The following is a 10,007-nucleotide window of genomic DNA, read 5'->3' as shown; positions in this document are numbered from 1 at the left end:
AGTTGCTTTGAACGAAAGTTCATTTTATTTTTGTTCTTAAGTTGATGGGCATGTGTTTTCACCCTCAACATGAAAATCTAGTGCCGTACCTTCGACAATCCCTAAAGTTCTGCGTAACTCTACTGGAATTACTACACGACCTAGCTCGTCCACTTTTCTTGCAACGCCTGTGTTTTTCATATTTTTATCACCCTTATTATTTTTTTCAGACAACCTCATTGCTAAATTCATGTAAAATAAACATATAATTGGAAAGGAGGTAAAACTATGGCTTATGAATCTACCAAAGAACTAATTCTTCAAATCATTAATGAAAATAGGGATTTATTACATCCAGATTCTCAAAAACACTTGAATATGAAATTTTTATTGTCAGACGAAAGACTCCAACATCTTTCATCTGACACCATGCTTAAAGTTGTGGACCAATTGGTTGAATCCGGTGAAATTCGTTGTGTAGTAAAGAGAAACCCTGAAGATCCAACTGAAATTATTAACTTTGCAGTTAAAGAAATTTATTGATCATAACTCTCCATAGTGGGCGCTACGGAGAGTTATTTTTTCCATCTCTCCACAAACTCACCTAAATGAAGCATCGCTTTTCCCATTGCATCAATATAATTATTAATCGTCATTTTTATTAGTTCGCAATCTCCTTTCACTAATTCTTCATATTCTTCAAACGTATTTGCACACTGATAATTAAAAACTCTCAATTCATTTAAACAATCTGTAATTGCTGGAAGCGCCCGGATATGAATGGTTTCCGTACTAAATTCTTCTTTGTTAAGATGTACCAAATTTACCACTCTTTTATTTTCTACTTTGACCTTCAACAAAGTATTGAATGCTGGTTCATTTATCTTCTTTAAACCTAGTTCTTCTCTTAAGTCATTTAATGATTTCTTACCTTCTAACAAATCATCATGGAACTGTTCAGCTTTTAAAATTGTTTTGTTTTTCATATATTACTCCCCCTTGTTAACTAGCTTTTTGTTGTTTGCTTCTTTCTAATTCTTGTTTCATTGATTCAAATTTTATTAACCATGCTTGCCAACGCTTATCGTTTTCCGCTTGCTGTCGCTTTGCCACTTCACAATTACAACCGTTCGTTTCAATTACACCCGGATAAGTTTCTTTACGAATAATTCCTGTATCATGACATAATGCGCACATATTTTTCCCTCCTTTTATGCTTCTATAAATCTTTGTAAACGTTGCTTCGCTATCTCTCTTCTATAACTAGCGGCTTCATTTTTTACAGTTAGACTTGTTTCAACCATTCGGTCATATGAACGTTTTCCAACTTGATTTTTCAACTCTTTTGGTTCCAAATTACTCGTATATAAAGTAGGAAGTTCTTTTCTATACCGACCATCAATAATATTGAACAATTTTTCTTCTACCCATTCCGTAGTTTTTTCCGCTCCAATATCATCTAATATAAGTAAGTCGCATTCTAAAAGTGCTCTCATAATTTGTGTTTCATTTTCTTTGTTTTCGCTGTTAAATGTCCTGCGAATGCGTTGCAATAATTCTGGAACACTTTGAAATACTACGATGTATCCTTTTTTAGAAAGTTCATTTACAATTGCGGCTGCTAGGTGTGTTTTTCCATTACCAGGATCTCCCCAAAGCATTAACGATTCCCCGTCCCATTCTTTAAACGTCTTTACGTATTTCACTGCAACTTTATAAGCCGTCTCTGATCCATTTCTATCTAGAAATGATTCAAATGTACTTTTTGAGAACCTTTCTCCTAAATTACTGATACTGAACAACTTTTCTATTTCTCGTTTCTTAGCAAAGTTTTGAGCTTCACGTATTTTTGCTTCTTCACGTTCTACAACACACTCACATGTAGGAAGTATTTTGTTTTTAATACGTAACTGCGGAACTTCTACAGTGATTGCGGCTATATATTTATTACAGTGTTCACATGTATACCCTTCTGTTTCTTCACTACAAGCCGATGTATTCACTATCCGAGTCATTACTCTTCCAATTGATTCCGACACGTTTTTTCACTCCTTTAGTTCGTTGATATTCCGTTTCTAAAGCATCAACATCTTTTAAAGTCTTCACGTTATTGTTAATCCACTGTTTTAAAATGCCCTCAGCATAATTCCATTTTTTTTGTTGCTTCAATGCACGTTCCATAGCTGCTTGCACAAGTTCTTCGTTCATATTGTTTATCCATTGCGAAATATTTTCGGCTATGAATGAATTTAAAATACCGAAATTATTTTCGTAGAAAGAGAAGATACTTATACTACTTTTTATATTAGTATTTTGTTTATTAGTACTTAGTTCTTTAGTACTTAGTAGCGTTGGATTTTCCATAAATGGAACTTCCATTTGTGATTTTTCCACTTGTGGATTTTCCATATGTGGATTCTCCACTTGTGGAACTTCATAAATAATTGTCTCCCAGTTAGTTATCTTTCCCTTTTCGTTTTTTACAGGAAACCTTCTAACATAACCGAATTTTTTTAGTTCTTTCATTCCTACTCTTAAACTATCAATTCCATCTTTCGCATGAGTAGATATTTCCTCCATGTAAAACACCCAATCATCTGGTAACGATAAAATGTAAGCCAATATCCCTTTTGCTTTCCAACTTAAACGTTCATCTCGAAGACCTGTATTATTAATGGTTGTGTAATTTTTACTTTTACTAACTCGAAATGTTGCCATTTATTTACCTCCTTGTACAAACCGCCACATATGCTTGTCCACTTTTGATAATTCGTTGAATTTCATAATGCGGATAACCAGCCTTGAAATACTGTTCAATCATTTGCTTTAATTCATCCCTGCTCTTTGCTAAGTTCCAAAACTTATTAGGTAATAGCACTTGATATTCAGTTAGACGCATCTACTATTTCCCTACTTTTCGTGATATACTTATAACAACTGTTTTTTCTTAAAGGACCCACTGCCATGGGTCTTTTTATTTTGTTTTACGTCACTCCAAGCCCACTGTTTTATTGGTTCATAAGTAATGTAAAGTAACAATGCGCTGCACGCGATAAACATTGCGAATATAACTAACGATGTTGTATCTTCCACTAAATCTCCTCCTTTTGTGTTTCAAGCCAAGCTTCTAAATCCTTTTGTAGGAAAAGTAATTTGCGCCCTTCCCTAATCACTGGAAACTGTGGATGACTTGCTAATTCATACATTCTACAAACAGCGATATTGAGATATTCTGCTGCTTCTTTCACCCTCATTACTTTGTTTGGTTGTGATTGTTGTTGGAACTGCGCTAAAGCAGCTTGTATCTCCTCTCGAACAACTTCGCGGATTGATTCTTTAATGATTTGATCTAATCCCATTTCTTTTTTCTCCTTCCAAAATCATATTAACGATGGATAATCATACTAACCTTGGTCGTCATGCTTTTATGTATGATATCTCTTCATTGAAATCTTTCTGTAAAATGTTGCAATAACTGTTTACTGCAAACGCTGATTTTACGTCTCTCCAAGCTGCTGCGAAAAGTTTCTTTCCACCATCATGAACAACTTAATTCCCTTCCATAAAAACAAACTCATTTACTGGATGTTGCAAAACTTGTAATTGGCTCATTTTTTTCACCCCCTTTAGTTTCATCCAATGAAACCTCATGTTCAAAATTTTTTTCCTGTTCATTAAATAGAATGTCGGTTTCTTTACCTAAAACATTTGATATTTTTACAGCTACATCATAATAAACTCTTAGATTATAATTTATAATTTTATAGCAGTAAGACTTTGATATACCAATCATATTAGCTAATTCATGATATTTAAGACCAGAATCTTCAAAAGCTTTTTGAAGTGCCGTTAGTTGTTTTTGATTTTGCATCTGATCACTCCCTTCTGATGCTTACAAACTCATTATAAGTTTCATAACGTGAAACTTCAAGTATTTTTAACAAAAAAATTTCAGAGAAGGAAACTTTTTTTATTCTTTACGTTTCTTGCTAGGAAACTTTATAATGTAATTAACGTAATTTACGATATATCGTAAAAAGGGGAGTATTTAAATATGGAAATGAAGGATAGAATTAAACAAATTCGAATAGATAACAAAATGAATCAAGAACAATTCGGGAAAGAAGTGGATTTAACTAAAGGGACTGTTTCAAAGTTTGAAAATGGAAAAGCATTCCCAAGTCGTGAAACTATAGAAAAGATAGCGAAGAGATTTAATGTACCTGTAAATTATTTGTACGGAGAAAATAAAGATGACCACTCTAGTGATGATAAATATAAAAAATTCAAAGAAATCATGGAATGGCTAGAACCGCTGCCAAAGGATAAAGAAGATATGGCGTTAGAACAAATGTTAGCTATCGCTCAAGCTCTTAGCAAACACCATAATAAAACAGAAAAATAGCCCCTTAATTAGGAATGGCTATTTTTTTAATTTCTGCTATATATTCTTCTAATTGATCTGGTGCATATTCTTTCACAGTATCTAAAAATAGGATTACAATTTCCTCTTTCGTCATCCTTAATTCTCCCCTTACATCCTGTTATATATATTAACCGTCTTAAAGTGGAAAGTTTTTGTCGTTTCAGTCAAAATGTTTCCATTCCCTATAAAGCAGAAATGACACTATCAATTTGATAGTGTCATTTCTAATATTATATTAATTACCCGCCTCCTGGGCCTGGATCAATCATATATAAAGTTGTTTTTTGTTCTTTAGCACTTTGCACCTTATCTTTTTCTGTCACCTGAAAAGCTGTGATAGAAAGACAAGCTACAGTAGCAATAGTGAAAACTATTTTCAAAAGCTTATTTTTCAAGCGTTTCACCACCCTTTTTGTATAATTCAATTATAACATTTCAATGTTGTCTTTGGTAGGAATATATAGAAATAATCACCTGATTTAGAAAAACTTTCTATAGACATTTCTAGGTATTTCTTCCCTTCTTCTCCTCCGACCGCAAGCCCCATATAGTACAATTGAAAACTACTAAGATATCCATTTGTATTTTGTAAAGCTTGTAAAATTTTAATCGCTTTTTGATTTTCACCTAGCTTTACATATAAGAATGCTTTTTCAGCATCATCTAGATTTTCTGGGTTAATGGTATGTAAATCTTTTTCATGATATATTCTTAAAAATAATAGTGTATTAAGTACTTTTTCTCTTCTTACTTCTAATTTTTTATTCACTGGAACACCAATTATATTTAATGATTTCTCCATGTACTCTTTAGCATTTTGATAATCAGAGAAAACATAACTTTCTCCAATTTTGCAATATGCTACTGCCTTTGTGCTGACATAGCAATTACTTTGATCATTTATAATTTCAAAACATAATTCACGTGATTCGTCTAAATTATTTTCGTGAAGTGCAACGAAAACTTCCATCTCTTTTATTCTTAATAAAAGAGAATCTCTTAATGTATGACATTTAATTCCCAAGATGTCCGGTAATAATTGCTGAATATGTTCATTAACCATCTTATAATTACCTAAATCAAAAAAAGAGTAAATTGTATTTAAAACAGATATTATTACCAGCTCGTTATCTGAGTATTTTTGATTTTTTCTCATTTTATCAACTTTCTCAAAGAAGCTCTTAGGAGTAGTTGTATTTTCACTTCTTTCTCTTAATGTTTTATATAATGGAACCAAATTTAAATTTATCCTTACAGTTTTTGAATTACCTTTTTTCTTTTCTTCTTCGCTTTTATTTTTATTAGTTTTAAAACTCATTATTCGTTGAATTACTAGGTCTTGAAGATCATATTCTCCAAACATATCTAACACTTCTAATGCTAATTTCAAATTTTTATGTGATAGTGTAGGTATACACTCTTTGATGCATTCCCTTCTAAAATCAACATTTTTAGGCTTATATAGCTTCAGCGCATCAACCAAGTGCATAAAATCAAATTTACCTTGCTTCTTAAAATAACTATTTACTGTTGTATGCGTTACTTTAAAACGTGTTGCCAATTTACGATTTGTATAACCATTTGATTTTAGACACTCCTGCATGTCATTTAAATCCAATAAAACTTGCACAATCCTTGTCCTCCTTATGGACAAAAAAGACAACTTTACCCTAGATGTCTTATATTTACAGGAAAACGTGCCATTATATCTAGGTTATGTGTTATAATTATGTTTGAGACTTATGACAAGTGTTTTCCCTAGCGCGTTTAGGGAGGACGGTGTAAGGGTGTTGCGAGCACCACTTGCACAGTCGTAGGTCTTTTTCACGTCCGTTTATTTTATTATTTTCATAATATCACATTTTTCCCAAAATTCAGTCGTGTAGTTATCTGATTCTTATTGAGAAAGTTTTAAAATCGTTATATATCAACGTTTCTCAAGGGAGCCTAACGGCTCTTTTTTCTACAATAAAAAAAGAGCCGTTAAGCTCCACCTATGTACTATATGCCTGTTCCTGGGTCTAATTCTTCCTTCCAGCCACCAGAATCACTTACTTTGTGCCCGCCTGGGTCATTTGTGAATTCTTTCATAATCTTTCTTCCTCCTTTATCTAATCCTATAAATATTTTACTATTTTTTCACAATGGATGACAATCATATCCTATAACTGAATTTGCTCATATATGGTAAAAAGTATCCATCGCTGATATGTACAACTATGTAATTTTTATAGCAGAAAAATTACAACTAGACTTATATATACAAAAAAGCACTCATAATGAGCGCTTTTTTACAAATTATAACCTATCCATTTTTGTCCTAATGATGTATTAATTAAATACCATGCTTGTTTTACTGTAACGTTTTGATTAGCAACATAACCTACTGGTTGAGAGCCCGGATCATTGCGTATAGCCACTTTTCCTGATACATATAAACGTCCCGCGCCTGCATCAAAATCACGCCATAGTGAAGATTCCCATTGATTGAATCCCATCCATTTTTCCCCTAAAGATGTATTAACAATAAACCATGGTTGCTTTATTGTTACATATTGATTAGCTACATATCCTACTATTGTTGGATCACTTGGACTATTGAATAGTGGCTTTTTACCATAAATATAGTTTTGTAGTACTCCGACATAAGATATAATTCTTGCATCAGAATTCCCTGCTGCCATAGCTGGTGTAGAACCAATAGCCGTAAATGCTAATGCTATTGCGAAAAATACTGCTAATAACTTTTTCATCTTTCTTCCTCCCCTTGAATCGCTTTATAATTCCATTAATTACATTACAGAATTTTCCGTATATTGTAAAGATAAAATTAGTATTATCTTACAATCTTATCCTATAACTGAATTTGTTCATATATGGTAAAATATATCCATCGCTGATATGTCCAACTATGTAATTTTTATAGCAGCAAAATTACAACTAGACTTATATATACAAATAAAAAAGCACTCATAATGAGCGCCTTTTACATGTTATAACCAATCCATTTTTGTCCTAATGATGTATTAATTAAATACCATGCTTGTTTTACTGTGACATGTTGATTTGCTACATAACCTACTACACGAGGGTCACTTGGTTCATTATGTAATCCCACTCTATGTTCACTAATAAAAAGCTTCGCATGAGCCGCATCGAATCTACTCCACAGCAAGACTCCATTATCTTCATTATATCCTACCCACTTAGGCCCTAAAGATGTATCAATTAAAAACCATGCTTGTTTTACTGTAACATATTGCCAAGCAACATAACCTACTGGGTTTGGATCACTTGGACTATTTAATAAAGGTTTTTTTGAAAACACATAATTAGTTATATTGAATTCATTATTATAATAAACTTGTGCATTCCCGTCTCCCGCTGCCATAGCTGGTGTAGTACCAATAACTGTAAATGCCAATACTAGTGCAAAAAATACTGTAAATAACTTTTTCATCTTTCTTCCCCCTTGAATTGATTTATAATTCCATCAAGTATATTACCGAATTTTCCGTATATTGTAAAGATAAAATTAGTATTATCTTACAATCATATCCTATAACTGAATTTGCTTATATATGGTAAAATGTATCCATCGCTGATATGTCCAACTATGTAATTTTCATAGCAGCAAAATTACAACTAGACTTATACAACATGATTCAAAACAAATGAAGGAGTGTTTTAAGTGAAAGGACATATTCGAAAAAGAGGAAATAAATACTGTATCGTTATTGATATCGGTCCTGATCCAGAGACAGGAAAAAGAAGACAGAAATGGTTTTCTGGATATAAGACAAAAAAAGAAGCACAGGCTGATGTGGCAAAGAAAATTACAGAGTTGAATGAAGGAACTTTTATAGAACCATCTAAAGTTACGTTAAAGGATTATCTAAATCATTGGCTAGAAATTAAAAGTATGAGCATTGAAAAGAGTACCTTTGCTGTCTATAAGGCAGTTATCAACCAACATGTTATACCTAGTATAGGAATGGTTGCGCTCCATAAATTAAATGTTATACACATTCAAAAATGTTATAAGACTGCGATAGATAAAGGGATTGCAAACAATTCTATTCTGCTTATGCATAGAATTTTAAAGAGCGCTTTAAACCTAGCCGTAAAACAAAATATTATTTCTCGAAATCCAGCAGAGTTTGCTGAGATACCTAAAAAAGAAAAAACCCCTATCCAAACTTGGACAGAGGAAGAAGTAAAAAAGTTTTTAGCTCATTCACAAGAATCACGATATCACATTGGGTATCTACTTGCAATAACTACAGGTATGCGTCTGGGAGAAGTTCTAGGTTTACGATGGCAGGACATTGATTTTGAAAAACATACTGTTACAATAAATCAAACATCTGGTCATGATAATAAAATCAAAAAAACTGCAAAAACAAATTCATCAAAACGCACAATTCCTGTACCTAATGAAACAATAGCAGCCTTAAAAAAACATAAAATTTTAATCAATAAAGAGAAATTAAGGTTTGGTTCTGCTTATCTAGATCAAGATTTAATAAATTGTAATGAGTTTGGAAGAATAATAAAAAGAGCACATTTCAGAAAAAGTTTCATTAGGATGACACACAAAGTAGGTATAAAAGAAATTAAATTCCATGATTTAAGACATACACACGCAACTCTACTATTGAAACAAGGAGTTAACCCTAAAATCATCAGTGAGCGATTAGGTCATACAGATATTTCAATGACATTAAGTGTCTATTCTCATGTTTTACCGAATATGCAGGAAGAAGCAGTTAAAAACTTCGGTAAAAGTATCTTTGGATAACCTATGTTTGCAAAATGTTTGCATTTTATCAAAAAAAGTCAAACAAACGTTGTCATATCAAGGTTTGTTTGACCTATCATCTTATATTCTTGATAAAATCTCCGAATTCCTATTGAAATATTTAATAATGGAGCGTTCTCACCACCGCGGGTTATGCATTCGAATCGATATACATAGGAGAAAAAATCTTGTGTTTTTTCATCTTTTATCGGCCCAGACATCGCCTCACAAATATTTTGTGATCTAAGAGGGGAAAAATAGATTTCTTCTTCATTTGTATTTTCTAAATATATAGGACGCTCACAAAAAATATGTGAGATTAAAGCGGGCACCCACTTAGAATACGTTTCATTATCATGTAGTACTGGCAAATTAGAAATCAAATCGGATTGCCATTCATATTTTGGTGGTTCTACTAATCTATTTGGTTTCCAATCATGAATAATCTCATACCAACTTTGAAAAATATAATCGAGCTGCTCTTGTCTAATAGGTTCTTTCGATACAATCCATGGTGTATTTTCATTTAATACGTACGGGTTATGCTGAATAAACAATATATCCGAAAACATATCATACAATCTTTCATTCAAACGTTTCAACTTACTCGTTAATAAAAATGTCTTATAATGTATCTCTACGATGTCCAGCCATTCAATAGGAAAGTATATAAATGATACCTTTTCATTTAAAAGGGGTTCTACTATATTTTCAAATGTTAGCAGCCTTAATTTTTTCATAAAATGATTCCTTCCTTTCTTCAGTTGTCTTGATTATTAAAAAGCTAGAACAATAGTTACT

Annotated in this window: 16 protein-coding genes and 2 pseudogenes; 3 read left to right on the top strand and 15 right to left on the bottom strand. The window is 32.3% G+C overall.

Annotation, left to right across the window (positions count from 1 at the left end):
- Nucleotides 1-54: 54 nt before the first annotated feature.
- Nucleotides 55-180, bottom strand: a pseudogene (locus CQ064_RS29880) (AbrB/MazE/SpoVT family DNA-binding domain-containing protein); the annotation flags it as partial.
- 87 nt (nucleotides 181-267) lie between these two features.
- Between CQ064_RS29880 and CQ064_RS29875 the strand changes: the two are divergent.
- Nucleotides 268-522, top strand: a complete 255-nt coding sequence (locus CQ064_RS29875) for a hypothetical protein (RefSeq protein WP_000312979.1) — start codon at nucleotides 268-270, stop codon at nucleotides 520-522.
- Between the two features lie 32 nt (nucleotides 523-554).
- Here CQ064_RS29875 and CQ064_RS29870 read toward each other — a convergent pair whose 3' ends face one another.
- The 9 genes and pseudogenes from CQ064_RS29870 to CQ064_RS29830 all read right to left on the bottom strand — a co-directional run bounded on the left by CQ064_RS29870 (nucleotide 555) and on the right by CQ064_RS29830 (nucleotide 3,850).
- On the bottom strand, nucleotides 555-965 hold the full coding sequence (locus CQ064_RS29870) for a hypothetical protein (protein ID WP_000792379.1): 411 nt from the start codon (nucleotides 963-965) through the stop codon (nucleotides 555-557).
- Between the two features lie 16 nt (nucleotides 966-981).
- Nucleotides 982-1,176: a hypothetical protein gene (locus tag CQ064_RS29865; protein ID WP_000332458.1), complete on the bottom strand. Its 195-nt coding sequence runs from the start codon at nucleotides 1,174-1,176 to the stop codon at nucleotides 982-984.
- Nucleotides 1,177-1,190: 14 nt separating this feature from the next.
- On the bottom strand, nucleotides 1,191-1,994 hold the full coding sequence (locus CQ064_RS29860; RefSeq protein ID WP_014482038.1) for an ATP-binding protein: 804 nt from the start codon (nucleotides 1,992-1,994) through the stop codon (nucleotides 1,191-1,193).
- Entirely contained in the window at nucleotides 1,963-2,697 is a 735-nt protein-coding gene (locus CQ064_RS29855; protein ID WP_000190250.1) for a DnaD domain-containing protein, read from the bottom strand. Before CQ064_RS29855 ends, CQ064_RS29860 begins: the two co-directional genes overlap by 32 nt.
- Nucleotides 2,698-2,701: 4 nt before the next feature.
- Nucleotides 2,702-2,878, bottom strand: coding sequence for a hypothetical protein (locus CQ064_RS33780; protein ID WP_001241129.1), 177 nt, complete (start codon nucleotides 2,876-2,878; stop codon nucleotides 2,702-2,704).
- A 29-nt stretch (nucleotides 2,879-2,907) separates the two neighbouring features.
- The gene (locus tag CQ064_RS33775) at nucleotides 2,908-3,072 is read right to left on the bottom strand and encodes a hypothetical protein (protein ID WP_000390298.1); all 165 of its coding nucleotides are present in this window, start codon (nucleotides 3,070-3,072) and stop codon (nucleotides 2,908-2,910) included.
- Nucleotides 3,072-3,338 (bottom strand): helix-turn-helix domain-containing protein, encoded by a 267-nt coding sequence (locus CQ064_RS29840; RefSeq protein ID WP_000522023.1) that lies wholly within the window; start codon nucleotides 3,336-3,338, stop codon nucleotides 3,072-3,074. Before CQ064_RS29840 ends, CQ064_RS33775 begins: the two co-directional genes overlap by 1 nt.
- 58 nt (nucleotides 3,339-3,396) lie before the next feature.
- Nucleotides 3,397-3,498, bottom strand: a pseudogene (locus CQ064_RS34235) (ORF6C domain-containing protein); the annotation flags it as partial.
- A 55-nt stretch (nucleotides 3,499-3,553) separates the two neighbouring features.
- Nucleotides 3,554-3,850: a helix-turn-helix domain-containing protein gene (locus CQ064_RS29830; protein ID WP_001180927.1), complete on the bottom strand. Its 297-nt coding sequence runs from the start codon at nucleotides 3,848-3,850 to the stop codon at nucleotides 3,554-3,556.
- A gap of 183 nt (nucleotides 3,851-4,033) precedes the next feature.
- On the opposite strand from CQ064_RS29830, the gene CQ064_RS29825 reads away from it, so the two are divergent.
- Nucleotides 4,034-4,384 carry a helix-turn-helix transcriptional regulator gene (locus tag CQ064_RS29825; protein WP_000425257.1) on the top strand — a complete coding sequence of 117 codons (351 nt, stop codon included), beginning with the start codon at nucleotides 4,034-4,036 and terminating at the stop codon, nucleotides 4,382-4,384.
- A 260-nt stretch (nucleotides 4,385-4,644) separates the two neighbouring features.
- On the opposite strand, the gene CQ064_RS29820 is transcribed toward CQ064_RS29825, so the two are convergent.
- The 4 genes from CQ064_RS29820 to CQ064_RS29805 all read right to left on the bottom strand — a co-directional run bounded on the left by CQ064_RS29820 (nucleotide 4,645) and on the right by CQ064_RS29805 (nucleotide 7,865).
- Nucleotides 4,645-4,800, bottom strand: a complete 156-nt coding sequence (locus tag CQ064_RS29820) for a hypothetical protein (RefSeq protein ID WP_000791664.1) — start codon at nucleotides 4,798-4,800, stop codon at nucleotides 4,645-4,647.
- A gap of 26 nt (nucleotides 4,801-4,826) precedes the next feature.
- Nucleotides 4,827-6,035 (bottom strand): AimR family lysis-lysogeny pheromone receptor, encoded by a 1,209-nt coding sequence (locus tag CQ064_RS29815; RefSeq protein ID WP_001197708.1) that lies wholly within the window; start codon nucleotides 6,033-6,035, stop codon nucleotides 4,827-4,829.
- 661 nt (nucleotides 6,036-6,696) lie between these two features.
- Nucleotides 6,697-7,158 (bottom strand): hypothetical protein, encoded by a 462-nt coding sequence (locus tag CQ064_RS29810; RefSeq protein WP_000734558.1) that lies wholly within the window; start codon nucleotides 7,156-7,158, stop codon nucleotides 6,697-6,699.
- 233 nt (nucleotides 7,159-7,391) lie between these two features.
- Nucleotides 7,392-7,865, bottom strand: coding sequence for a hypothetical protein (locus tag CQ064_RS29805; protein WP_000732892.1), 474 nt, complete (start codon nucleotides 7,863-7,865; stop codon nucleotides 7,392-7,394).
- 231 nt (nucleotides 7,866-8,096) lie between these two features.
- Here CQ064_RS29805 and CQ064_RS29800 point away from each other — a divergent pair, with 231 nt between their 5' ends.
- Nucleotides 8,097-9,206: a site-specific integrase gene (locus CQ064_RS29800; protein WP_000675858.1), complete on the top strand. Its 1,110-nt coding sequence runs from the start codon at nucleotides 8,097-8,099 to the stop codon at nucleotides 9,204-9,206.
- 38 nt (nucleotides 9,207-9,244) lie between these two features.
- On the opposite strand, the gene CQ064_RS29795 is transcribed toward CQ064_RS29800, so the two are convergent.
- Nucleotides 9,245-9,946: a pPIWI_RE module domain-containing protein gene (locus tag CQ064_RS29795; protein ID WP_000736205.1), complete on the bottom strand. Its 702-nt coding sequence runs from the start codon at nucleotides 9,944-9,946 to the stop codon at nucleotides 9,245-9,247.
- Between the last annotated feature and the right edge of the window lie 61 nt (nucleotides 9,947-10,007).

Source organism: Bacillus sp. MYb78 (assembly GCF_002975115.1).
In the GTDB taxonomy this organism is placed as follows: Bacteria; Bacillota; Bacilli; order Bacillales; family Bacillaceae_G; genus Bacillus_A; species Bacillus_A cereus.
The sequence above is the reverse complement of the archived record's forward strand: the minus strand, read 5'-3'. Positions and strand labels throughout refer to the sequence as shown.